22 protein-coding genes are annotated in these 23,506 nt (G+C 68.0%); 7 read left to right on the top strand and 15 right to left on the bottom strand.

What is annotated here, in order from left to right:
- Positions 1-119: 119 nt before the first annotated feature.
- Positions 120-977: a hypothetical protein gene (locus tag WS64_RS24250; protein WP_060967944.1), complete on the top strand. Its 858-nt coding sequence runs from the start codon at positions 120-122 to the stop codon at positions 975-977.
- Positions 978-987: 10 nt separating this feature from the next.
- Here WS64_RS24250 and WS64_RS24255 read toward each other — a convergent pair whose 3' ends face one another.
- The 5 genes from WS64_RS24255 to WS64_RS24275 form a co-directional block, all read right to left on the bottom strand.
- Positions 988-1,314, bottom strand: a complete 327-nt coding sequence (locus tag WS64_RS24255) for an antibiotic biosynthesis monooxygenase family protein (protein WP_059579967.1) — start codon at positions 1,312-1,314, stop codon at positions 988-990.
- A gap of 64 nt (positions 1,315-1,378) precedes the next feature.
- On the bottom strand, positions 1,379-2,365 hold the full coding sequence (locus WS64_RS24260; RefSeq protein WP_060967945.1) for a YkgJ family cysteine cluster protein: 987 nt from the start codon (positions 2,363-2,365) through the stop codon (positions 1,379-1,381).
- Positions 2,359-3,171: a MetQ/NlpA family lipoprotein gene (locus tag WS64_RS24265; RefSeq protein WP_060967946.1), complete on the bottom strand. Its 813-nt coding sequence runs from the start codon at positions 3,169-3,171 to the stop codon at positions 2,359-2,361. Before WS64_RS24265 ends, WS64_RS24260 begins: the two co-directional genes overlap by 7 nt.
- A complete protein-coding gene (locus WS64_RS24270) occupies positions 3,168-4,217 on the bottom strand; it encodes a formylglycine-generating enzyme family protein (RefSeq protein ID WP_060315880.1) in 1,050 nt (349 codons plus the stop codon). Before WS64_RS24270 ends, WS64_RS24265 begins: the two co-directional genes overlap by 4 nt.
- A gap of 15 nt (positions 4,218-4,232) precedes the next feature.
- A complete protein-coding gene (locus WS64_RS24275; protein WP_060967947.1) occupies positions 4,233-6,182 on the bottom strand; it encodes an arylsulfatase in 1,950 nt (649 codons plus the stop codon).
- Positions 6,183-6,457: 275 nt separating this feature from the next.
- On the opposite strand from WS64_RS24275, the gene WS64_RS24280 reads away from it, so the two are divergent.
- A complete protein-coding gene (locus tag WS64_RS24280; RefSeq protein ID WP_060967948.1) occupies positions 6,458-7,171 on the top strand; it encodes a hypothetical protein in 714 nt (237 codons plus the stop codon).
- A gap of 93 nt (positions 7,172-7,264) precedes the next feature.
- On the opposite strand, the gene WS64_RS24285 is transcribed toward WS64_RS24280, so the two are convergent.
- Positions 7,265-8,194: a LysR family transcriptional regulator gene (locus WS64_RS24285; protein ID WP_060967949.1), complete on the bottom strand. Its 930-nt coding sequence runs from the start codon at positions 8,192-8,194 to the stop codon at positions 7,265-7,267.
- A 131-nt stretch (positions 8,195-8,325) separates the two neighbouring features.
- Here WS64_RS24285 and WS64_RS24290 point away from each other — a divergent pair, with 131 nt between their 5' ends.
- The gene (locus WS64_RS24290; RefSeq protein ID WP_059640399.1) at positions 8,326-9,345 is read left to right on the top strand and encodes a zinc-dependent alcohol dehydrogenase family protein; all 1,020 of its coding nucleotides are present in this window, start codon (positions 8,326-8,328) and stop codon (positions 9,343-9,345) included.
- Positions 9,346-9,417: 72 nt separating this feature from the next.
- Here the strand turns inward: WS64_RS24290 and WS64_RS24295 are convergent, their stop codons facing one another.
- The 3 genes from WS64_RS24295 to WS64_RS24305 all read right to left on the bottom strand — a co-directional run bounded on the left by WS64_RS24295 (position 9,418) and on the right by WS64_RS24305 (position 12,693).
- Positions 9,418-10,602, bottom strand: coding sequence for a porin (locus WS64_RS24295; protein WP_060967950.1), 1,185 nt, complete (start codon positions 10,600-10,602; stop codon positions 9,418-9,420).
- A 136-nt stretch (positions 10,603-10,738) separates the two neighbouring features.
- Positions 10,739-11,521 carry an ABC transporter substrate-binding protein gene (locus WS64_RS24300; RefSeq protein WP_059579942.1) on the bottom strand — a complete coding sequence of 261 codons (783 nt, stop codon included), beginning with the start codon at positions 11,519-11,521 and terminating at the stop codon, positions 10,739-10,741.
- Between the two features lie 50 nt (positions 11,522-11,571).
- Positions 11,572-12,693, bottom strand: a complete 1,122-nt coding sequence (locus WS64_RS24305; RefSeq protein ID WP_432206258.1) for a M20 aminoacylase family protein — start codon at positions 12,691-12,693, stop codon at positions 11,572-11,574.
- A 183-nt stretch (positions 12,694-12,876) separates the two neighbouring features.
- On the opposite strand from WS64_RS24305, the gene WS64_RS24310 reads away from it, so the two are divergent.
- The 4 genes from WS64_RS24310 (at position 12,877) to WS64_RS24325 (ending at position 16,734) form a co-directional block, all read left to right on the top strand.
- On the top strand, positions 12,877-13,836 hold the full coding sequence (locus WS64_RS24310; RefSeq protein ID WP_059579937.1) for a LysR substrate-binding domain-containing protein: 960 nt from the start codon (positions 12,877-12,879) through the stop codon (positions 13,834-13,836).
- Between the two features lie 154 nt (positions 13,837-13,990).
- Positions 13,991-14,281 carry a co-chaperone GroES gene (locus tag WS64_RS24315; protein WP_011694564.1) on the top strand — a complete coding sequence of 97 codons (291 nt, stop codon included), beginning with the start codon at positions 13,991-13,993 and terminating at the stop codon, positions 14,279-14,281.
- Positions 14,282-14,293: 12 nt separating this feature from the next.
- Complete coding sequence (gene groL, locus WS64_RS24320; protein WP_059579935.1) at positions 14,294-15,934, top strand: chaperonin GroEL; 1,641 nt, start codon at positions 14,294-14,296, stop codon at positions 15,932-15,934.
- A gap of 185 nt (positions 15,935-16,119) precedes the next feature.
- A complete protein-coding gene (locus WS64_RS24325; RefSeq protein WP_060967952.1) occupies positions 16,120-16,734 on the top strand; it encodes a LysE family translocator in 615 nt (204 codons plus the stop codon).
- Between the two features lie 265 nt (positions 16,735-16,999).
- Here WS64_RS24325 and WS64_RS24330 read toward each other — a convergent pair whose 3' ends face one another.
- The 6 genes from WS64_RS24330 to WS64_RS24355 all read right to left on the bottom strand — a co-directional run bounded on the left by WS64_RS24330 (position 17,000) and on the right by WS64_RS24355 (position 23,484).
- Complete coding sequence (locus tag WS64_RS24330; RefSeq protein ID WP_060967953.1) at positions 17,000-19,000, bottom strand: family 2A encapsulin nanocompartment cargo protein cysteine desulfurase; 2,001 nt, start codon at positions 18,998-19,000, stop codon at positions 17,000-17,002.
- Entirely contained in the window at positions 18,975-19,907 is a 933-nt protein-coding gene (locus WS64_RS24335; RefSeq protein ID WP_060967954.1) for a family 2A encapsulin nanocompartment shell protein, read from the bottom strand. Before WS64_RS24335 ends, WS64_RS24330 begins: the two co-directional genes overlap by 26 nt.
- 136 nt (positions 19,908-20,043) lie before the next feature.
- Positions 20,044-20,265 carry a helix-turn-helix domain-containing protein gene (locus tag WS64_RS24340; protein ID WP_011356215.1) on the bottom strand — a complete coding sequence of 74 codons (222 nt, stop codon included), beginning with the start codon at positions 20,263-20,265 and terminating at the stop codon, positions 20,044-20,046.
- Entirely contained in the window at positions 20,262-21,212 is a 951-nt protein-coding gene (epsC, locus tag WS64_RS24345) for a serine O-acetyltransferase EpsC (RefSeq protein WP_059640414.1), read from the bottom strand. Before epsC ends, WS64_RS24340 begins: the two co-directional genes overlap by 4 nt.
- Positions 21,213-21,240: 28 nt before the next feature.
- Positions 21,241-21,711 (bottom strand): rhodanese-like domain-containing protein, encoded by a 471-nt coding sequence (locus WS64_RS24350; protein WP_060967955.1) that lies wholly within the window; start codon positions 21,709-21,711, stop codon positions 21,241-21,243.
- Positions 21,712-22,083: 372 nt separating this feature from the next.
- Positions 22,084-23,484, bottom strand: coding sequence for an amidase family protein (locus tag WS64_RS24355; RefSeq protein WP_060967956.1), 1,401 nt, complete (start codon positions 23,482-23,484; stop codon positions 22,084-22,086).
- Between the last annotated feature and the right edge of the window lie 22 nt (positions 23,485-23,506).

Here is a 23,506-nt window from a genome sequence, read left to right on the forward strand (position 1 = left end):
GCGCGAATCGCCCACAATCGCGTTCGGCGCGTCGCCACATCGGCGCCGCGCGTCGTGAATGACGGCCCGGCCGTCCGGCATTCGTCGCTTCGCATGATCGTGCACCACGGGAAAGCAACATGCAGATTCGCTCCGCTTCGCCCCGCCTGACCCTCGCGCGCATCGTGATCGTCGCGCTATATGTCGCGTCGCTGCTGCTGCCCGTCGCCGCCGAACCGCCGAATGCGGCCGGCGCGGTGAGCTGGTGGCACGGCTACACCGTGCTCGCGCTGGGGCCGCTCGCGATCCTCGACCTGCAATTCGCATGGCTCGGCAACCCGCTGCTCGTCGTCGCGCTGCTCAGGCCGAGCCGTACCGTGTCGGCGCTGCTGGCCGTGGTCGTGGTCTTTGCGCTCGCGTGGCATACGATCCCGACCGACGCGAACTACGAAACGATCCGTACGTTCGGGGCCGGATACTACTTGTGGGTTGCAGCGATCGCGGGCGCCGCCGCGCTACCGTGGATCGACGGGCGCGGGGTGCAGGAGGACGGTGCGCCGGGCCCTGCCGCCGGCGCCGCGGATGCGGCCGTGCCGACCGGCACCGGCCCGCGCACCGCGGCCCGGCCGAATGCCCGGCCGCGCGGCTGGACCGTGACGGCAACCGATACGCGCATCGAGTCGACCGACCGGACCGGAGCGACGCGTGGCATCGCGCTGTCCGACCTCGGCGCGATCCTGATCGAAACCAACGACCAGGGGCCGTTCGCGTCGGATGTCTGGTGGGTCCTGTTCGATACGAGCAGGCAATTCGCGTGCGCATTCCCGCAGGATGCGGAGGGCGCGAAGGCGGCGGTCGACCGGCTGCTCGACCTGCCCGGCATCGATCACCGCAAGGTCATCGACGCGCAGACGTCGATCCAGAACGCGACGTTCCCGATCTGGGAGCGCCCGGCGCGCGAACCGGCCACGCCGGGAGACACCGGCGCGACCGCCTGACCGGCAGCCGTTACGCGGAGGGCCCCGCATGCGGCGGCGTCAGCTTGCCGTCGCCGTACTCGCGAAGCACCTGCGAAATCACGACGCGATACCCGTCCAGCCAGCGCGCGTGCTTCGCCTTGGCTTCGAGATGCGCGGGATGCTGCATCAATTGCCGCAGCGCCGCCTCGGATTCCCAGTAGTAGACGTTCTGGATCAGGCCAGCTTCCGCGTTCTCCCACGTTTCCTCGCCGAGATAGCCTGGCGTCGCGCGCGCCACGTCGGCGATCTGCCGGTCGAGCCGGTGGAATTCGTCGTCGTACTGCCCGGCACGGAAAATGAAGGTCGACGCGTACATGTCCGCTCGCTCTGCAACGATTGAAAGAGCGCAAGTGTAAGGCACGCGCGGCGTACCGCGATCGTCAGGCGGCGAGCGAATCGGTGTCGACGCGATCGTCGAGCCACGCGTCGATGCGCGGCGCGTCCTCATGCGTTGCGGCTGCCGGAGCCGGCATGGCCGCAAGCGCGCGTCGCGCCCGTTCCAGCGCCTGCGCGAAGCCGCGCAATTCGCTCGTCGCCGGCCGGTCTTCGGCTCGTCGGCGCGCGAGCGCCGCTTCGATGCGGGTGCCGATCAACGCGAGTTGAGCATCGATGAAGTCGATGCACAGCGCGCGACAACGTCCGGAAACCGGTGCGACGGCCAGCAACACCGGCACGATCGACACGGTCAGGTAGCCGCCGGGCGCAAGCCGCGACAGCGCATGGCGCACGTCGTCCCCGCCGTCGGTCAACGACGCGAACACGGCGTCGCGCCACACCCCACGCTCGAACACGAGCGCATCGCGATGCGCGTCGAGCGCCGCACGATCCGCGACCTGCCCGGCCGTCACCAGCGGAATCGAAAACGCCCGCTCGCCGGCGGGTTGCCCGCTTCCCGCCGTGACGATGCAGTTCGCACCCAGCCACGCCGCATCGTCGCGCCGTGCCGCGAGCACGCGCGACTGCAACCGGTCGGGCAGCATCGGATCGAGCGGCACCGCGCGGCAGATCGACGGCTTGTTCGCGTGCACGCTGCAACGGCCGTCGTCGGCGAGCGCCGCGCAGCGGCCCAGCGACGGATAGTCGTAGCCTTGCAGCGTCAGCGCGAGCCATTCGCCATGCACGCCGCCGCCGCGGTGGAACAACCGGTCCGCCAGCGCATCGGCGGCCGCGACGTCGGCCGCATCGAGCGCATGCTCGCGCCCGCCCGCCTGCCAGCGTTCGCCGATCCGCCGCTTCGGCACGCGGCGAATCGTCAATGCGCCGACGAAGCGATGCCGATGCCGGAACAGTTCGCGCAACGACAACGTGGGCGCGCTGTTGCAGCAGCGTCCGCACGCGTTGCACGCGAGCAGCCAGGTGTCTACCATGGCCGCCGCACCGAATCCTGGTAGCGCGTGAGGATGAAGCGCGCGACGTCGTCCGAGTGATACGCGGCGACGAGCTGCGCGACCCACGGCTTCGCGCGATCGGCGTCGCGCACCGTCAGCACGTTCGCATACGGCGAGCGGGCGTCCTCGAGGCTGATGCTGTCGCGCGCCGGCTGCAGCCCGAAGCGGGCCGCGTCGTCGCTGTCGATCGCGACGAACGCGGCCGTGTCGAGCGCCGCGTAAAGCCGGTCGCGGCGCAGCGCGACGAATTTGAGCCCGAGCCGGTTGCCCGTCACGTCGCGCAGCGTCGCATGCAGGCCGGCATTTTCGCGCAGCGTCACCAGCGTGTCGTTCTGCAGCAGCACGAGCGCGCGCGCCAACCCGCGCGGATCGGCGGGAAGCGCGACCGTCGCGCCGGGTTGCAGTTCGTTCAGGCGCTTCAGCTTGCGCGAATAGAACGCCATCGGCAGCGTGACCGTCGGCGCGACTTCGGTCAGCGCATAGCGCTTGCGCGCACGCGTCGCGGCAAGCTGTTGCGCATCCTCGAAGCTGGCCGCGTCGATGCGCCCGTCGGCCAGCGCCGTGTCGATGCGCGACGCATCGTCGAATTCGACGACGTCGACGCTCAACCCACGTGCGGCCGCCACCCGCTTCACTTCGTCGAGAATCTGCGCATGCACGCCGCGCGTGACGCCGACGCGCACGGCCGGAGCGGCGGCTTCGGCGGCCATCGCCGCGCCGTGATGCACGACGCCGCATGCGGCCAGCAGCCCGGCCGCCACCCAACGCCCGATGCGCGTCGTCATGACGCGTCCCTCAGGATCGTGCGGAAGCCGATATGCGACGCGCCGAGATCGGCTTCCTGCTGTTCGCGCGACGATGCGCGATAGCGCACGCAGTAATCGCGCGAGCACAGGAACGAGCCGCCCTTGATGACCATCGGCGTATCGTGCCGGCGCGTCGGCGGGGCGACGGCCGCCGTGTCGCCGTTCGTGTGCGACTGATGCGGGCCCGTGTACGCGTCCTTCGTCCATTCCCACGCGTTGCCGATCATGTCGTAAAGACGAAAGCCGTTCGCCGCATAGCAGCCGACCGGCGCCAGCCCCGCATGGCCGTCCTCGGCCGAGTCGAGCACCGGAAACGCGCCCTGCCAGTAGTTCGCGGCCGGCTTGCCGTGCGCATCGCGCGGCGCCGCATCGAGCGATGCGTCGTCGCGGCCGGCCTTGCCCGCGTATTCCCATTCGGCCTCGGTCGGCAGGTCGCGGCCGAGCCAGTGCGCATACGCGAGCGCATCGCGCTGCGTGACGAGCGTCACCGGCAGGTTGCCGAGCCCGTCCACGTTGCTGCCGGGCCCGCGCGGATGCCGCCACGACGCGCCCTTCACCCACGACCACCACGCGAGGTCGCGCGCATTCAACTCGTCGCGCGTCGGCACATGGAACACCGCCGCGCCGCCCTGCTGCTCGGCCTCGGTCACGTAACCGGTCGCCTGCACGAATGCCGCGAACTGCGCGATCGTCACGTCGGTCTGGTCGATCCAGAAGCCGCCGACGCGCGCGCGGCCGTCGCCCGCCGGACGCTCGTCCGCATAGCCGCGCGTGCTGCCGAACACGAACGCGCCGCCGCGCAGATGCACCATTCCGGCCTTCGGATCGTCGCGCCACTTCGCGGGCAGCCCCGAATAGCGTTCGCACGCGCGCTCCGAACCGAGCGGCGCGAGCGCGCGGCCGCGATTCAGCTCGTCGAACGCGTCGCCTGCCGGCGCCGCCGGATTCGCATAGCCCGCCGCGAACGCGGCGGCGAACAGCGTGGCGGCCAGCGCCGCGCCGATCGTCCAGAAACGCAACCGCATCGTCTCGCCCCGCGATCAGTAATAGCCGCGCGGACGCAGCGGCTCGACACCACCGACGTTGCTCATGTAGGCCTTCCACTGGTCGACGAGCGTGCCGACCACCGACGGGTTCTGCGCGGACACGTCGGTCGTCTCGCCGCGATCCGACGCGAGGTCGTACAGTTGCCAGTGACCGTCGAGCGGCCCGAGCGGCGGCTCGGTCCACAGCGCCTTCCAGCGGCCGTCGGCGCTGCGCAGGTACGCGCGACCGTACGCTTCGTCGCCGAACGGCGTCGTGTGCACCTCGCCCGTCGCCGAGCCAGTGAGCACGGGCAGCAGCGACTGGCCGGTGACCGGATACACGTAGCGGTTGTTGTAGACGACCTTGCCCTTGTTCTGGTCGACGCCCGTCAGCGTGTTGACGAGCGGCGGCGCCGGCTGCGACGGCGGCGTGACGCCCGCGACCGCGAGGAACGTCGCCGTGTTGTCGGTCACGTGCGTGAACGCGCGCAGCGTCGGCAACGGCTGCGACTGGCCCGGCAGGTGCACGATCGTCGGCGTCGATACGCCGCCTTCGCCCGAATAGCCCTTCGTGAGCCGGAACGGCGCCGCGCTCACTTCGGCCCAGCGCAGCCCGTACTGGAGGCGCTGCGCATTCTGCTTGCCATTGTCGGTGCCGAGCGCCGAATAGGTCGGCTCCTGCGCGTTCGCGGTGTCGGTGGCGGTCGGGTCCGCGCCGGAATCGATCGGCCAGCCTTCCGCGCCGTTGTCCGACTGGAACATGATGAACGTGTTGTCGTATTCGCCGATGTCCTTCAGATGCTGGATCAGGAGTCCGATGTTGTAGTCGAGGTTCTCGACCATCCCCGCGTAGATCTCCATGTAGCGCGCCTGCGCCTTCCGCTCGGCCGGCGACAGGCTCGACCACAGCTTGTCGACCTTGCCGCTGCCGTAGTCGCTGTAGCCGTCCGCGGCCGAATGTACCGCGCTGATGTACTTCGCGTTCGCGGTGCCGTTGTTCGCGGTCGCGGGCGATGCCGTCGTCGTCTCGGGCAGCCCGTCGAATGGCTTGAAATCGGCCGGAATCAGGCCGAGCGCCTTCTGTCGCGCGATCCGCGCGTTGCGGATCGCATCGTAGCCGGCGTCGTAGACGCCCGCATATTTGTGCAGCCACGGATCGGGCACCTGCAGCGGCCAGTGCGGCGACGTATAGGCCGCGTACGCGAAGAACGGCTTGCCGTCCTGCCTGTTCGCATCGATGTACGAGATCAGCTTCTGCGTATAGAAATCGGTCGAATAGAACACGGCCGGGCTGCCGCCCGCGCCGCCCGGCTGCCCGGGCTGGCCCGGTTGCACGTAGCGGCCGTCTTCCGTGTAGTTCGACGAGCCGGCCGGCTCGTGCGCGAAGTGGTTCGTCGCCGCGCCGCCGAGCAGCACGTAGCTGCGCTCGAAGCCCCACTGGTCGGGCGTCTGCCCGCTACCCGTCGTACTGCCGACGATTCCGGAGCCGATGTGCCACTTGCCCGCGATATAGGTGTGATAGCCGGCGTCCTTCAGCAGTTGCGCGAACGACAGCGCGCGGTCGTTCAGGTAGCCCTCGTAGCCGGGCAGCCCGCGCCGCTCGTCGGTCGGCACGCCCATCGTGCCTTCGCCGACGAGATGGTGATCGGTGCCCGACACCAGCATCGCGCGCGTGATCGCGCAGACGGTGCCCGTGTGATGGTTCGACAGGATGCGGCCCGATGCGACGAGCGCGTCGAGGTTCGGCGTATTGATCTCGCCGCCGAATGCGTGGATGTCGGAATAGCCGAGATCGTCGGCCATGATGTACAGGATGTTCGGGCGCTTGGCCGACGGCGTCGCGCTGGCCTGCGGCGGCGGATTGCTGTCGACGCCGCCGCACGACGCGAGCGACACCGCGCCGGCAATCGCGGCGCAGACGACACGGAAACGAACGGCATGCAACGGCGACGCGGACTTTTTCATTTTTGTTGACGCTCGAGCTACGGGAGCGGCGATCTTAGCGTTGCTCGCGCGGCGCCCAAAGTCGGATTCGTCACATGCTAACGGGGTGCGGGAATATGCGGCTCAAGCAGCGCGCGCTTGCCCATGCTTTCCAAACCGTAATCGAGACAGGAATGCGCATCCCGGCCCCATCATCCCGTCGTGCGCCGTCGTTCACGCGCGCAGCCGCATGTTGATGTCGCTTTCAAGACCATGCAGGCACGCCATCCAGCCATCGAATTTTCATCGGAGTCGTCATGTCGAAAATCACGGAACTACTGAAAACGCTCGATACTTGCGAGCCTTACCGTCCAATAAAAACGTTGTCTATGGAGCGCGCGCGGAAGGCCTCCACACTTCTCCTTGGCAGTGGCGGCTTCTGCTTTCTGCTGCTCCTCTTGTTAGCCGGGTGGCATAAATTGGCGGCTGCCGAGTGGCAGGTGATTCCGGCAGTCACACTCTATACCTCTACAGTCGTCCTCAGCCTGCTCTCTCTCGTTGTGGAACCCATCGTCGGCGTCGTAAAGATGTGTCACTGGAAGCAAGAAGCGCTGGATACGCTCATCCGCGAGATAGAAACCGACGAAAAGAACGCCCGATTGCTGAACAGCTATGCGGACGACACCCTCAAATGCGCGCAGCATTGCCTGCAGATCAAGGTGAAACGCCTCGATTCGCGTGTCGCTTCATTCTTTGGTAGCGGCGCGGCAGCATATGCGCTTCTTGCCATCACGTTCACCAACATTAAGGATGCCGGTGGATTGCCGTGGCTGGGGAATACGCTGGCGAGCGGATTCGTCTCCGGAAACTTCATCAACACGGCGATTCTCTGGGGTATCGCCCTCGTCTTTGGATTGTCCGTCGGCTCCATGATGATGAGGCGGGTCCAGTCGCGCTTCGCGTACCAACTCGAAGTGATCGAACTGACATTGTTACACCGAGCGTTGGAGACAATGGAAAAGAATACGTAGCGCCTTACCGGTTACCTTCTCGATATGTGAGACGAGAGCAAGCGCGACGTGCAGCCAACCGGATTGCGCGCCGTCATGGAGAACCGGCCGCCGTCATGCGCGCTCCCCATTCGCGTCGTCCGACGCCAGCATCCGCGGAATCTCGTCGACCAGCGCATCGACCACCACCCGCACCTTCGACGGCACGTGACGCGCAGCCGGCCGCACCGCGAACACCTCGGCGCCCGACACGCTGTCGCTGTCCATCACGAGCGCGAGACGGCCGTCGCGCACGTACGGCGCCATCAGCCAGCACGGCAGCCACGCGAGGCCCGCACCGGCGGCGGCCGCGTCGGCAATCGCCTGCAGGTCGTCTAACCGCAGGCGGCCGGCCGCGCGATGGTCGTGCACCGCGCCGTCCGCGCCGATGATCCGCCACGGCGCCGGCTGTCCGCCGCGCGAATACGCGATGCCGACGTGCGACGCGAGTTCGGTGAGCCCCGCTGGCCGGCCGTGACGCGCGAGATACGCGGGCGATGCGCAGATGCCCATGCGCTGCACGCCGAGCTTGCGGCCGACCAGCGCGCTCGTATCGGCCAGCTCGCCGATGCGCACCGCCAGGTCGAAACCGTCGTTGACGAGGTCGGCCACGCGATCGCTGAACGACACGTCGATTTCGAGCCGCGGATGGCGCTCGACGACGCGCCGCACGACGGGCGCCACGCATTGCCGCCCGAACAGCACGGGCACGCTGATGCGCACGCGCCCGACCGGCTCGCGGCGGCCCGCGTCGAGCGCGGCCTCCGTCTCGCCGAGTTCGGCGAGCAGCCGCCGGCACTGCTCGTAATAGACGTGCCCTTCGTCGGTCAGGCCGAGCTGGCGCGTCGTACGCTGCAGCAGCCTCGCGCCGAGACGCTGTTCGAGCCGCGCGACGATCTTCGCGACCGCCGAGCGCGTCATGCCGAGGCGCAGCGCCGCCGCCGCGAAGCTGCCCGATTCCACCACGTCGACGAATTCGGCGACGCCTCTGAGCCGTTCATCCATGCCGCTCCGCTCCGATGAAAGGGGATGACAGGGTTGTGTCCGCACCGGCGACAATCGTTGGCCGAATTCTCGCCAATGCGTCCCCGTGCGCGACACTATGATAGTCCCGACTATCTCGAAAAGGAGCCGACATGCATGCATGGCAAATCAAACCGGGCGACGGCATTGCCGGGCTCGGTCGCGTCGATGCGACGGAACATCCGGTCGGGCCGACCGACGTCGTCGTGAAGATCCACTCGGCCGCGCTGAATTATCGCGACCTGATGTTCGCGCGCGGCGACTATCTCGGCATCGGAAAGGAAGCGCTGATCCCGGTCGCCGACGGCGCCGGCGAAGTCGTCGAGACCGGCCGCGACGTCACGCGCTTCAAGCCGGGCGATCGCGTGATCAATACCTACTTCCCGCGCTGGATCGACGGGCCGCCGACGCCGCACAAAGTATCGGGCTCGCCCGGCGCGCAATTCGACGGCGTGCTGGCCGAACGCTTCGTCGCCGACGAAACGGCGCTGGTCGCGATTCCCGCGCATCTCGACTACGACAAGGCGGCGACGTTGTCGTGTGCGGGCGTCACCGCGTGGAACGCGCTGTTCGTCGACGGCGGGCTGGCGCCGGGCGCGACCGTCGTGCTGCTCGGCACCGGCGGCGTGTCGATCATCGCGCTGCAGCTCGCGCAGGCGGCCGGGCTGCGCACGATCGTGACCTCGTCGAGCGACGCGAAGCTCGAACGCGCCCTCGCACTCGGTGCGGACGCAACGATCAACTATCGTGCGACACCCGAATGGCAAAACGAAGTGCTGCGGCTCACCGGCGGCGCCGGCGCGGATCTGGTCGTCGAAGTCGGCGGCCGCGACACGCTGCCGCGCTCGGTGGCCGCGACGAAGCTGGGCGGCCTCGTGTCGGTGATCGGCGGACTCAGCAGCTTCGGCGGCCCGGAACTCGCGCTGCTGCCGCTGATCGGCGGCTTCCGGCGGCTGCACGGCTTCATGGTCGGCAGCCGCACGATGCTCGACGACGTCGTGCGGCTCGTCGACGCGAAACGGATCGAGCCGGTGGTCGATCGCGTGTTCGGCTTCGACGAAGCGCCGCAGGCGTATGCGTACCTGGAGTCGGGGCAGCACTTCGGCAAGGTCGTGATTCGCGTCGCTCAGTGAGCGACGCGAGATGCACGGGCGGCGAGCGACGGACGGTCTCGTGCCGCGCTCGCCGCTTCCCGGATGACCTCGTCAGAACTTGTGACGAATCCCGGCATGCACCATCAATTGCTTCGACGTCGACGACAGATCCGCCGCACCGGGAATGTAAGCCTGGTCGAGCGACGAGCCGGTCGCGTCGCCCGCCACGCGCTGGTATGCGCCCATCAGGTACACGTCCGTGCGCTTCGACAGGTTGTAGTCCGCCATCAGCCCGATCGAATGGATCTTCGGTTTCGCGGAGCCCGTCGTCGCGTCATAGCGCACCGTCGTGTACACGTACTGCGCACCGACGAACAGCGCCGGCGTGAACTGATACTTGCCGTTCACTTCGAAGTTCTGGTACTTGATCGACGTGACCGTGCCGCCCGCGAGCGGGCCCGTCACCGGCTCGATCGTTTCGTCGCCGAACAGATAGCCGACGTTCGCGCCCGGCCGCGTGACGTTGCTGTTCGTGTAAGCGAAGCCGACCGTCGCGGGCCCCGCCGTGTAGTTGATGCCAGCGCCGAAGATCCGCAACCGCGCCGACGCGAAATTGGCATCGGCGCCGACCGACCCCGAACCGGCGATCGCACCGCCCGACGTCGCACCCGGGTTGTCCGCGTTGAGAAACGCCGCGCCGACGAGCAGGCCGCCGTGCTCGTACTGCGCGCCGACGCTCCATTGCCGGTTGTTCGCGAAGCCCGTGTCGTTGCTGAAGCTGTACGTGCCGCCGAACGAAAAGCCGGAAAAATCCGGGCTCGCGTACTTGACCGTGTTGTTCACGCGAAACGTGTTGCCGGTATTGTCGTTGTCGAACGGATGCGCGAACGGATAGACGCCCCAACTGCCGTTCGCGGTGGTCGGCGCGAGATAGTCGACGAGCGCATCGTACTGCCGGCCGAGCGTCAGCGTGCCGAACCGTGCGCTGCCGAGCCCGACGTACGCCTGCCGCCCGAACATGCGACCGCCCTGCGCGAGGGTGCCGCTGTTGACGTTGAAACCGTTCTCGATCTGGAACAGCGCGCTGTAGCCGCCGCCGAGGTCCTCGGTGCCCTTCAGCCCCCAGCGGCTACCCTGTGCGAAGCCGCTTGCCATCTGCCACGCGCCGTGCCCGCCGACGTTGTTCGTATAGTCGATACCCGCGTCGACGAGGCCGTAAAGCGTGACGCTGCCTTGCGCGAACGCAGGCGCCGCGCACAGCGCCGGAATCGCGACGAAAACAAATCTCCATTTCATTATATGTAATCCTTATCGATGTGATTTACCGTGGCGGGCCGGCGGTTCATGGTCCGCCGCTCGCACAGGTGCGATGCTGCTTCCGTTTCCGGTGCGCGGCGCGCCGCGCACCGTCCCCTCGTGCCGGTCCCGCGCGTTACTTCGCGCCGTAGATGTCGAAGTCGAAGTACTTCCGGTTGATCCGTTGGTACGTGCCGTTCGCAAGAATCGTCGCGAGCGCGCGGTTGAATGCCTCGCGCAGATCGTTGTCCTGCTTGCGCAGCCCGAGTCCGTCGCCCTGCCCGAAGTACTTCACGTCGTCGATCGCCTGGCCGACGAACGCGAAGTCCTTGCCCTGCGGCTTCTTCAGGAAACCGTCGCTGGCCGCGATCGACGCCTGGAATGCCGCGTCGAGCCGGCCCGTCACGAGATCGGCGTAGACCTGGTCCTGGTTCTGATACGACACGATCTGCACGCCGGCCGGCTGCCAGTTCGCAATCGCGTAATCGGCCTGCGCGGAACCCTGCTCGACACCTACCCGCTTGCCCTTCAGCGCGGCGGCCGTCGGCAGCAGCGGCGAACCCTTGCGCGCGATCAGCCGCGCGGGCGCGTTCGAGATCCGGTTCGTGAACGCGATCTGCTGCATCCGCTTCGGCGTGATCGTCATCGACGATGCGATCACGTCGAACTTGCGGGCGAGCAGCCCGGGGATCATCCCGTCGAAGCTCGACTCGACCCACACGCAGCGCGCACGCAACTCCGCGCACAACGCGTTCGTGATGTCGATCCCGAAGCCCGTCAGCGTGCCGTCGGGCAGCTTGTATTCGAGCGGCGGATAAGTCGGATCGACCGCGAGACGAATCTCCTTGCCCGCCCAGTCGCCCGCCTGCGCCGTTCCTGCCGCCAGCGCCACCGCGAGCGCCGCCATCCATGTCTTCATTGCCAGTCTCCTTGCGTGTGTGAATCGTCGATCGAAAGCGTGCGGGCGCCTCAGGCGAGGTAGCGCTCCGCCAGCGCAATCCAGTAGCTCGCGCCGATGGCGACGCATGCGTCGTTGAAGTCGTAACCGGGGTGATGCAGCCCGCAACCGCCGACACCGTCGCCGTTGCCGATCGACAGGTAGCTGCCGGGGCACGCTTCGAGCATGAACGCGAAATCCTCGCTGGCCGCGATCGGCTTCAGGTGCGGAATCAGCGCGGCATCGCCGCCCCATTCGCGGGCGACGTCGCGCGCGAACGCGGTCTCCGCCGCGTGATTGACCAGCACCGGATAGTCGTGGCGGTAATCGATCTCGGCCGTCGCGCCGTAACTCGCGGCCTGCCCGTGTACGATCTCGCGAATGCGCGTTTCGAGCAGCGCGCGCACGTCGGGCGAAAGCGCTCGCACGCTGAGCGCGAGCTCCGCATGCGCGGGAATCACGTTCGATGCCGTGCCCGCATGAATCGACCCGGCCGTGACGATGGCCAGATCCTGCGGATTGACGTTGCGCGACACGACGCTTTGCAGCGCCATCACGATCGACGCGCAAACGACCACCGGATCGACCGTCAGGTGCGGCGTCGCGCCATGCCCGCCGCGCCCGGTCACACGTACGCGCACCTCGTCGGCCGACGCCATCGCCGGGCCGTCGCAGAAGCCGAGCACGCCGACCGGCAGGCCCGGCACGTTGTGCATCGCGAACACTGCGTCGCAGGGAAAGCGCACGAAAAGCCCGTCGTCGATCATTCGCTTCGCGCCGCCGAGCCCTTCCTCCGCCGGCTGGAAAATCAGGTTCAGCGTACCCGTGAAGCATGCGCGTTCCGCCAGACAGCGCGCGGCCGCAAGCAACATCGTCGTATGGCCGTCGTGACCGCACGCGTGCATCACGCCGTCGTGCCGGCTCGCATGCGGCAGCCCGGTGGCCTCGCGAATCGGCAGCGCGTCCATGTCGGCGCGCAGCCCGAGCCGCTTCCCGGCGCCGCGCGTGAGCGTGCCGACCACGCCGGTGCCGCCGAGCCCGCGCGTTACCCGATAACCCCATGTTGTCAGATGCTCGGCCACGAGATCGCTCGTCGCATGCTCGTCGAAACCCAGCTCCGGATGCGCGTGCAGCCGGCGCCGCAGCGCGATCATCTCCGCCTCGATCGCCGCCATTTCCGGCTGAATGGATGAATGGTCCAACCCGATTCTCCTCGATGCATTCCGGTTGCCGATCGCCCGAATGACCGATCGCGCCCTAATCGTAGGTAGCGAAAATCCCGTCGAACAGCCGCGGTTTCGTTATGATGACAACCTTTCGTTGTCGGGTATCGCACCATGAGCACGATCAAGCTGCATCAGTTGCAGGCGCTCGTCGCCAGCGCGGAGGCCGGAAGCATTCGCGGCGCGGCACGCTCGCTCGGGCTGTCGCAGGCGGCCGTCACGCGTGCGCTGCGCGAGCTGGAGGCGAGCGAGCGCCTGCCGCTGCTCGTGCGCGCGCCGGAGGGGATCGGCTTCACCGACTACGGCAAGACGCTGCTCACGCACGCGAGGCTCGTGCTGAAACAGCTCGAACACGCGCAGAGCGATCTCGAACGCATGCGCGGCCGCGTCGAGGGCCGGCTGAGCATCGGTGTCACGCCGTGGCTCACGATGACGTTCCTCGCGGAAGCCGTGCTGCGATTTCGCGAGCACATGCCCGACGTGCGGCTCGAACTCTACGACGCGCTGATGGCCGTCGCGCAGCCGCTGCTGCGCGACGGCAGCATGGATTTCGCGCTCGGGCACGTTCAGCCGGGCGGCACGCAGGAATTCGCATGCGAGCCGATGTTGCGCTACGAGACGTCGGTCATGGTGCGCGCCGGCCATCCGCTCGAACGCGCGCGGTCGATCCACGACCTGCTCGACAACGACTGGGTGCTGAACTTCGCGGCCGACGGGCAGGCCGCGCTCGTCGACTATCTGTTCACGCGCCACGGCGCCCGGATCGACGAGCGGCGCATCGTCCGCGCGCAGTCGGTCGCGATGTTGCAGACGATGCTCGAACAGGCCGACATGTGCACGTGGTGCCCGACGATACTCGCGGCCGTGCCGCCGTCCGGCGACCGGATGCGCGCGTTGTCGCTGAAGGAAACGTTCGAACCGCGCGAGCTCGGCATCGTCACGCGCCGCAGCAGCACGCTCAGCGACGCCGCGCGCTGCTTCATCGATTGCCTGCTGCATGTCATCCGCCGGCACGCGCGATCCGCGCGCAAGGAGGACCTCGCGCTGTTCAAGACGGTGTCGCTGCTGATCTGACGGCCTACACCGGCTGCTGTTCGTCCATAGCGCATTCGCGCAAATGCTTTTCGAAATCCGTTATTGGATCGCGTCGCCGCGCGTTTTTATACTCGTCAGCACTCTCTGCCAAAGAGTGCCAGCCAATTTCGACAGAACCGCACAGGACGAACCAATGAGCCTACGCCCCTTGCACGATCGCGTGATCGTGAAGCGACTCGATCAGGAAACCACCACCGCGTCGGGCATCGTGATCCCCGACAGCGCCGCCGAAAAGCCCGACCAGGGCGAAGTCATCGCCGTGGGCCCCGGCCGCAAGGACACGGACGGCCAGCGCATCGTGCCCGACCTTCAGGTCGGCGAGCGCGTGCTGTTCGGCAAGTACGCGGGGCAAGCCGTCAAGGTGGACGGCAACGAGTTTCTCGTGCTGCGCGAGGAAGACATCGTCGCGGTCGTCAATCAATAACGGAGCGCAATCATGGCAGCCAAGGAAATCATTTTCAGCGACATCGCCCGGTCGAAGCTGACCGAAGGCGTCAACATCCTCGCGAACGCGGTGAAGGTCACGCTCGGGCCGAAGGGCCGCAACGTCGTGCTCGAACGCAGCTTCGGCGCGCCCGTCGTCACGAAGGACGGCGTATCGGTCGCGAAGGAAATCGAACTCGCGGACAAGCTGCAGAACATCGGCGCGCAGCTCGTGAAGGAAGTCGCGTCGCGCACCAGCGACGCGGCCGGCGACGGCACGACGACGGCCACCGTGCTCGCGCAGGCGATCGTCCGCGAAGGCCAGAAATACGTGGCGGCCGGGCTCAATCCGCTCGACCTGAAGCGCGGCATCGACAAGGCCGTCGCATCGGCCGTCGACGAATTGAAGAAGATCAGCAAGCCGACCACCACCAGCAAGGAAATCGCCCAGGTCGCGACGATCTCCGCGAACGGCGAGGAATCGATCGGCCAGCGCATCGCCGAGGCCATCGACCGCGTCGGCAAGGAAGGCGTGATCACCGTCGAGGACGGCAAGTCGCTCGCCGACGAGCTCGACGTCGTCGAAGGGCTGCAGTTCGACCGCGGCTACCTGTCGCCGTACTTCATCAACAATCCGGACAAGCAGATCGCCGAGATCGAAAACCCGTACATCCTGCTGCACGACAAGAAGATCTCGAACATCCGCGACCTGCTGCCGGTGCTCGAACAGGTCGCCAAGTCGGGCCGGCCGCTGCTGATCATCGCCGAAGACGTCGAAGGCGAAGCGCTCGCGACGCTCGTCGTGAACAACATCCGCGGGATCCTGAAGACGGTCGCGGTCAAGGCGCCGGGCTTCGGCGATCGCCGCAAGGCGCTGCTCGAGGACATCGCGATCCTCACCGGCGGTCAAGTCATCGCGGAAGAAACCGGCCTGACGCTCGAGAAGGCAACGCTGGCAGAACTGGGCCAGGCGAAGCGCATCGAGGTCGGCAAGGAAAACACCACGGTGATCGACGGCGCGGGCGATGCGAAGAACATCGAGGCGCGCGTGAAGCAGATCCGCGTGCAGATCGACGAGGCGACCTCCGACTACGACCGCGAGAAGCTGCAGGAACGCGTCGCGAAGCTCGCGGGCGGCGTGGCGGTGATCAAGGTCGGCGGCGCGACCGAAATCGAGGTGAAGGAGAAGAAGGACCGCGTCGACGACGCGCTGCACGCCACGCGCGCGGCCGTCGAGGAAGGCATCGTGCCGGGCGGCGGCGTCGCGCTGATCCGCGTGCGGCAGGCGATCCGCGAACTGAAGGGCGCGAACGCCGATCAGGACGCGGGCATCAAGATCGTGCTGCGCGCGCTCGAGGAACCGCTGCGCCAGATCGTCACGAATGCGGGCGAGGAAGCGAGCGTCGTCGTCGCGAAGGTCGCCGAAGGCACGGGCAACTTCGGGTACAACGCGCAGACGGGCGAGTACGGCGATCTCGTCGAATCGGGCGTGCTCGATCCGACCAAGGTCACGCGCACCGCGCTGCAGAACGCGGCGTCGGTGGCCGGGCTGCTGCTGACGACGGATGCGACCGTGTTCGAAGCGCCGAAGGACGCAGCGCCGGCCGCCGCGCCGGGCGGCCCGGGTGCGGGCGGGCCGGGGTTCGATTTCTGACGACGCGGCAGCGTGCGCGCCGGTTTGTCGGCGTGCGCGCGGTTGGGCAGAATCCTGCAACAACGCGTGGCGACGGAAGTCGTCACGCGTTGTTTGCTTTGGCGCCACGGAATGCCGGGTTCGACGGAGCCGATCGCCGCGCTCGGGTAAGATCAAGACCCGTTCCGCCACACCGCTTCCACCCCATGTCGCCCATCGCCAACACCCTGCTGCCGCTCGCCGGCGTCCTGCTGCTGAGCGTCGCCAGCCCGGGCCCGAACTTCGTGATCGTCACCTCCACCGCGGTCGCGTCGCGTCGCGCCGGCGTGATGACGGGGCTCGGCCTGGCCGCGGCGTCCGGCACCTGGGCCGCGATCGCGATCGGCGGGTTGAGCCTGCTCGTCACGCACGTCGCATGGGTTCACACCGCACTGCGGCTGGCGGGCGCCGCGTACCTGATCTGGCTCGGCCTGAAAATGATCGCGACCGCGCGCAAGCCGCTGCCCGTTTCCGCGCCGGCCGCGATGTCCGACTGGCACGCGGCGAGAAAGGGCTACGTCGTCAGCATGACGAACCCGAAATCCGTCGCGTTCTACGGCAGCATCTTCGCGCTGATGGTGCCGGCCCACGCGCCGGCGTGGCTCGATCTGTCGGTCGTCGTGCTGTCGGTCGCGATCTCGGCCGCGTGGTATTGCACGATGGCGCTGCTCGCGTCGCACCCGTCGGTGCGCCGGCTGCTGGTCCGGCGCAAGGCCGTGCTCGATACGGCGGCCGGGCTGTTGCTGATAGGGGTCGGCGGGCGGATGCTGGCCGGACGTTGATTCGCTGCGTATTTGTCCGTTTCGAATGCTCGCCGCTCACCTGCCGTACCGCGCCGGCGCGCATTCCCGCGCACGCCTGAACACGAGGTCGATGCGGTCATCGCGCATCGCAACGCGTGCGTTCGATCACGGGCGTGCTGCGCGACGGGTTCAACGTCGAGAAGAAGCCGGTCGTGCGCTTCTGACCGGGTAGCATGAAAACGCTCGCGGCGGCCCGCGAAGGCCGCCACGAGCGGACAACATCGGCGCAACGAGAACGACAACGTCAACGTCGCGCCGCCAGTCTCCTGACGACACTCACCAGCGCATCGACTTCGTCGCACGTGTTGTAGAACGCGAGCGACGGCCGCACCGTGGCCTCGAGCCCGAAACGCCGCAGGATCGGTTGCGCGCAGTGGTGCCCCGAGCGCACCGCGATGCCCTCTTCGTTCAGCGCCTGCCCGACTTCCTCGGTTTCATAGCCCTTCAGCACGAACGACAGCACGCTCGCCTTGTCGCGCGCGGTGCCGACGAGCCGCACGCCCGGCACCGGCGCGAGCACGCTCGTCGCATACGCGAGCAGATCGTGCTCGTAGCGAGCGATGTTCTCGATGCCGACGCGGTTCACGTAATCGAGCGCGGCACCCAGCCCCACCGCATCCGCGATGTTGCCGGTACCGGCTTCGAAGCGGTTCGGCGGCGGCTGGAACACCGTGCGCTCGAACGTCACGTCCGCGATCATGTTGCCGCCGCCCTGCCACGGCGGCATGTCGTCGAGGATCGCGCGCTTGCCGTACACGACGCCGATCCCGGTCGGCCCGTAGATCTTGTGTCCGGAGAACACGAAGAAATCCGCATCGAGCGCCTGCACGTCCACCCGCATGTGCGAGATCGACTGCGCGCCGTCGACCAGCGCCTTCGCGCCCGCGCGATGCGCGAGCTCGACGATCTCCTTCACCGGCACGACCGTGCCGAGCGCGTTCGACACCTGCGTGACGGACACGATCTTCGTGCGATCGTTGAGCAGCTTCCGGTATTCGTCGAGCAGTACCTGCCCCGAATCGTCGACCGGAATCACGCGCAGCTTCGCGCCCTTCTGCGCGGCAAGCTGCTGCCACGGCACGATGTTCGCGTGATGCTCGAGATGCGACACGACGATCTCGTCGCCTTCGCCGACGTTCTGCACGCCCCACGTCTTCGCGATCAGGTTGATCGCCTCGGTCGTGCCGCGCACGAACACGATTTCGTCGGGCGACGATGCGCCGATGAAGCGCTGCACCGTTTCCCGCGCATGCTCGTACGCATCCGTCGCGCGGCCCGCCAGTGCGTGGGCCGCGCGGTGGATGTTCGAGTTCTCGTGTGCGTAGAAGTACGCGAGGCGGTCGATCACGGCCTGCGGCTTGTGCGTCGTCGCCGCGTTGTCGAACCAGACGAGCTGCTTGCCGTTCACGCGCTCCTGAAGGATCGGGAAATCGCGGCGGATCGCGTTCACGTCGAACGCCGGGTGGGCGCCGCGATACGGCTGGCCCTGCGGCTCGGCCGCCTGCGCATCGTCGATGAAATAACGCGGCACGTCGGCGCCCGACCCACGCGACACCGGCACGTCGCGACGCACGGCGAGCAGTTCGCGCAGCGCGTCGTCGCCCGGCAACCCGAACGCTTCCGGCGACGCGAGGCCGTTCGACGGCACGACGATGTCCTGCGGCGTCGCCTGCCAGCCCTGCAGCGAACCGTCGGTGAAGTAGTACGGCGACGCCTTCGTCGCGCCTTCCGGTGCGGCCGCGTTCACCTGCGGCACGCCGAGCGCCGCGCCGCCGACCCGCGGTTCGAGCGCGGGCGCGATCGACACGGCGTTGTCGGGCAGCCCGTTCTGCGCGGCCGCATGCGGCGCGAGCGCGGGTGCGCGGTTGCCGAGCGACAACACATGCGTCGGCGCGGACGGCGCGAGGTTCGCGCCCGGTACCTTGCCTTGCGGCAGCGCGAGCCCCGGCACGCCGGTGCCCGCCCCGCCCGGGCCCGCGAGCGGCGAGCCGCCCGGCACCGGGTTGCTGGCCGACGCGAGGATCGGCGCCGCCGCCGGCAGTGCCGACGGCACGCCGCCGACCGCGCCGCTGCCCGCCGACAGCCCGGGCGAGGTGGCCTGCCCGGGCGGCGTCGCGAAGAACTCGGATGCGAGCCGCGCGAGCGTCGCCGGATCGGGCAACCCAGCCGGCAGCGGCGCGTGCGGCAACGCGTGCGCGTCGCCGGCGGCCACGCCGGGATTAACGATAGGTGTCGGGATAGTCATGGAACTTGGCGATTTCGACGTCATCGAGGACAGCCAGCGCATCCGGCGAATGGACCGCGAGCGAGCAATACAGCGAGATCAGGTACGACGCGATCGCCTGGTTGTTGATCCCCATGAAGCGCACCGACAGGCCCGGCCCCTGCTCGCCCGCGACGCCCGGCTGATACAGGCCGACGACGCCCTGGCGCTTGTCGCCGACGCGCAGCAGCAGGATCTTGGTCTTGCCGTCCGCGACCGGCACCTTGTCCGACGGGATCAGCGGAATGCCGCGCCACGTGAGGAACTGCGAGCCGAACAGGCTGACCGTCGGCGGCGGCACGCCGCGCCGCGTGCATTCGCGGCCGAACGCGGCGATCGCGAGCGGGTGGGTGAGGAAGAACGCCGGCTCCTTCCACACCTTCGTCAGCAGCTCGTCGAGATCGTCCGGCGTCGGCGCGCCCGTCAGCGGGAAGATCCGCTGTTCGTCGGTCACGTTCGCGAGCAGCCCGTAATCGGAATTGTTGATCAGCTGGCTTTCCTGCAGCTCCTTGATCGTCTCGATCGTCAGGCGCAGCTGTTCCTTGATCTGGTCGTGAGGACTGCTGTAAAGATCGGAGATCCGCGTATGCACGTCGAGCACCGTGCTCACCGCGTTCAGGAAGTATTCGCGCGGCTGTTCCTCGTACGGCACGAACGTCCGCGGCAGCACGCTTTCGTCCTCGAGCTGCGTGCACGCGGCGCGCACGGCTTCCGGGTTCTTCACCTGGTTCAGCCGATAGATGCCGGCCTCGACCGGCACCCATTGCAGCAGATGGGTCAGCCAGCGCGGCGTGATCGTGGAAAGCTGGGGGACGGTCTTGGTAGCGTTCGCTAGTTGGCGGGCGGCGTGATCGCTCAGCGCGGCCGTGCCGCTTGCAACGGTCGACATGTGTGGCTCCGGGTTCTTAAGATGAAAAACGGGATTGCTTATGACGCTCGGTGATTATCGGAAGCACGCCCGTGCCGGCTCAACATGCTATAGCCGTCAGATCGTGCAACCGAGGGGGAAGCGATGCGGCGCGAGCTCAGGTGACGTACGCGCCCGGCAGCAGCGTCGAGATCGACACGTCGAACGCGCGCGCGATCTTGTCGGCCGTGACGATCGACGCGATCGCCTCGCCGCGCTCGATCTCGCCGACGTACGAGCGGTTCAGCCCCGCATGCTCGGCCAGTTGCTCCTGCGACCACGTGCGCGCCTCGCGCAGCTTGCGCACGTTGGCGCCGAAGTGATGGATGAGGTCGCTCATCGCGCCTCCCAGGCGACGCGCGCCGCCGTGCGCGGCGCGGCGTTCGCTTCGCTGCGCAGCACGGCCTGCGTGACGTTTTCGCCGGGCGGCACGTCCTGCGTGAGCCACACGTTGCCGCCGATCACCGCGCCGCGCCCGATCGTCACGCGGCCGAGAATCGTTGCGCCCGCATAGATCACCACGTCGTCCTCGACGATCGGATGGCGAGCCAGCCCTTTCTCCAGATGGCCGGCCGCATCGCGCGGGAAGCGCTTCGCGCCGAGCGTGACGGCCTGGTACACGCGCACGCGCTCGCCGATGATCGCCGTCTCGCCGATCACGACGCCCGTGCCGTGATCGATGAAGAAGCCCGCGCCGATGCGCGCGCCCGGATGAATGTCGATGCCCGTTTCCGCATGCGCCTGCTCGGCGATGATCCGCGCGAGCAGCGGCAGGCCAAGCCCGTACAGCTCGTGCGCGAGCCGGTGGTGGATCATCGCGAGGATGCCCGGGTAGCACAGCAGCACCTCGTCGACGCTGCCGGCCGCCGGATCGCCGTGGAAGGCGGCCAGCACGTCGCTGTCGAGCAGCCGGCGAATCTCCGGCAGGCGCGCGGCGAATGCCTGCACGGCCTTCGACGCGACTTCGTCGAGGTTGTCGAGCGGCCCGTCGGCATTGCGCTGACGCGCCGCGTAGCGCAATTCGAGCGTCACTTGAGTGAGCAACGCATTCAGCGCCGCGTCGAGCGCGTGGGCCACGTGGAGGTTCTCGCTTTCCTGCCGCAGGTCGGGCGGCCCGAGCCGCATCGGGAACAGCACACCCTTCAGCGCGCCGACGATCTGCGCGAGTGCCTCGCGCGCCGGCAAATCGCGCCCGCCCGGTTCGAGCGAGCGCCGCTGCTTTTCGCGCCATGCGCGGCGCACCGTCTGCAGCGATTGAACGATGTCGTCGATGTCGAACGCGGCCATGCTGCTTTCTCCCCGTAACGGCCGTGAATCAATCCTGCGCCCACGGCAGGCCGCGAAAGCGCCAGCCGTTGCGGCCGCCGCGATGCTGCCGCTCGTCGAGGTCGCCCTCGAAGCCTTCGAGCACGTTGAATACCTGCGTGAAACCGCCCTTCGTGGCAGCCTCGGCCGCCTGCGCCGAGCGGTTGCCGCTGCGGCACAGCAACAGCACGACCGCATCCTTGCCGGTCTTTGCTTCCAGCTCGCGCACGAAGCGCGGGTTGCGCGTCAGGTTCGTGCCGGTCGCCCACGGCACGTGCAGCGACTCCGGCACGTAACCGACGAATTTCCGTTCCTCGGCCGTGCGCACGTCCACCAGCAATGCATCGCCCGCCGCGAACAGCGCCCACGCGGCTTCCGGCGCGACGCCGCCCGCGTAGGGCGTGCCAGCCGCCACGGCTGCCGCGCGCGCGTCTTCGAGCGCCTGCTGCGCAGCGGTTCGTTCTTGCAGTTCAACCGTCATGACACTTCCTCGTTCTCGCAGATTCGTATGAACAAAAACACCGGGAATGCGGCCGTCGCAGCTTGCGTGCTGTCTATAGCCGTCAGCGCCACTATGCGAGTGCGGTCGGGGAAGCAGAACCAATAAAAATTCATTTCCTAATCAGCGCCGCGGGGAATGCAATAGCGGACGCGCGCTATCGGCGCGCGGTCGATCGCGGGCTGGAAATGGAGGGCGATGGCCGTTCGATGTCGTGCATCGAAGGGGGTGAAAAGAAAGGAGGGGGACGATCGACGCGCATTTCGCGCGTCGTCATGGAATCCGAAATGACACGGGCCACGCGATGCACCGACGAAGCCTCCAAGCCTCGCCGATGCACGCGCCGTCAGCACATCACGCCACCGGATCGACCGGCGCAACCGGCGCGCCACGCGCCTCGATATCGCGCCCGGCAAGCAGACACAGATCCTCGCGATGATGCGTGGCCACCACCTGCACGCCCACCGGCACGCCGTTCACGAGCGACGTCGTGACGGCCAGCCCCGGCAGCCCCATCGCAGGCAGCGCGCGCAACGTGAGCTGCGCTTCCCACACGCGCTCGAACCCGTCCGGCCCTTGCCGGTCGAGATCGTCCGGAAACGGCAGTTCCGCGGAAACAGGCAGCAGCAACACCGCATATTCATCGAGAAACAGCCGCCACGCTCGCGTCAGCGTCGTGCGTCGAACCAGTGCGCGACTGATCACGTCGGCCGGCAGGTCGCGCACCTTGCCGCGCACGGCGGCGATCACCGCGGCCGCGCCCGGATCGCCGTCTTGCTCGACCGCGTTCGCCAGCGCGTCGAACCCGTCGCCCAGCCACAGCTGCTCCTGCAGCAGCGCCGCCTCGCGCATCGGCGGCGTATCGTCGATCTCGTCGACGGTCCAGCCTGCATCGACGAGCCGACGCGCGGCATCGCGCAACGCGGCCTCGACTTCGGGCACGACCTCGAGGCCACGCGGACGCACGCACAACGCCGCGCGCTTCGGCACCGCGCGCCCGTCGAACGGCACCGCGACGTGCCACGGATCGCGCGGGTCCGGTGCGGAGAACGCCCGCAGCGCGAGCGACAGATCGTCGATCGTGCGCGCGATCGGCCCAGCCGTCGACATCAGTTGCGCGCCGATCGCCCGCTCGGGTGACGATGCATTGAACGCCGGCACGCGGCCGAGCGACGGCCGGATGCCGTGTACGCCGCACGCGTAGGCCGGGTAGCGCACCGAGCCGCCGATGTCGGTGCCGACCGCGAGCGGGCCGATCCCGGCCGCGACGGCCGCCGCCGCGCCGCCGCTCGATCCGCCCGGCGTCAGCGACGGATTACGTGGATTGCGCGTGCGGCCATGCACGAGATTCGACGTGAACCAGCGCAACGCGAACGTCGGGGAATTCGTGCGGCCGAGCAGCACGCCGCCGGCCTTGCGGATGTTCGCGACCACCGGGCTGTCGGCTTGCGCGATCAGGTTTTCCTGCAAGCGCGTGCCGTTGGTCGTCGCATAGCCGGCCTGATCGACGTTGATCTTCACGGTAACGGGTACGCCCGCGAGCGGCCCCGGATCGTCGCCGCGCGCGATCGCGCGATCGACTTCGTCGGCCTGCCGCCGCACGTCGTCGGGGCGATGCTCGACCACCGCGTTGATCGCCGGATTCACGGCGTCCAGCCGGTCGAGCACGGATTCCGCCACGTCGCGCGCGGACACTTCACGCTGCCGCACGCGCTTCGCGATTTCGGTTGCCGACAGTTGCCAGAGTTGCGTCATCACTTCTCCTGGTGGAAAACAT

It is taken from the genome of Burkholderia anthina (assembly GCF_001547525.1).
In the GTDB taxonomy this organism is placed as follows: Bacteria; Pseudomonadota; Gammaproteobacteria; order Burkholderiales; family Burkholderiaceae; genus Burkholderia; species Burkholderia semiarida.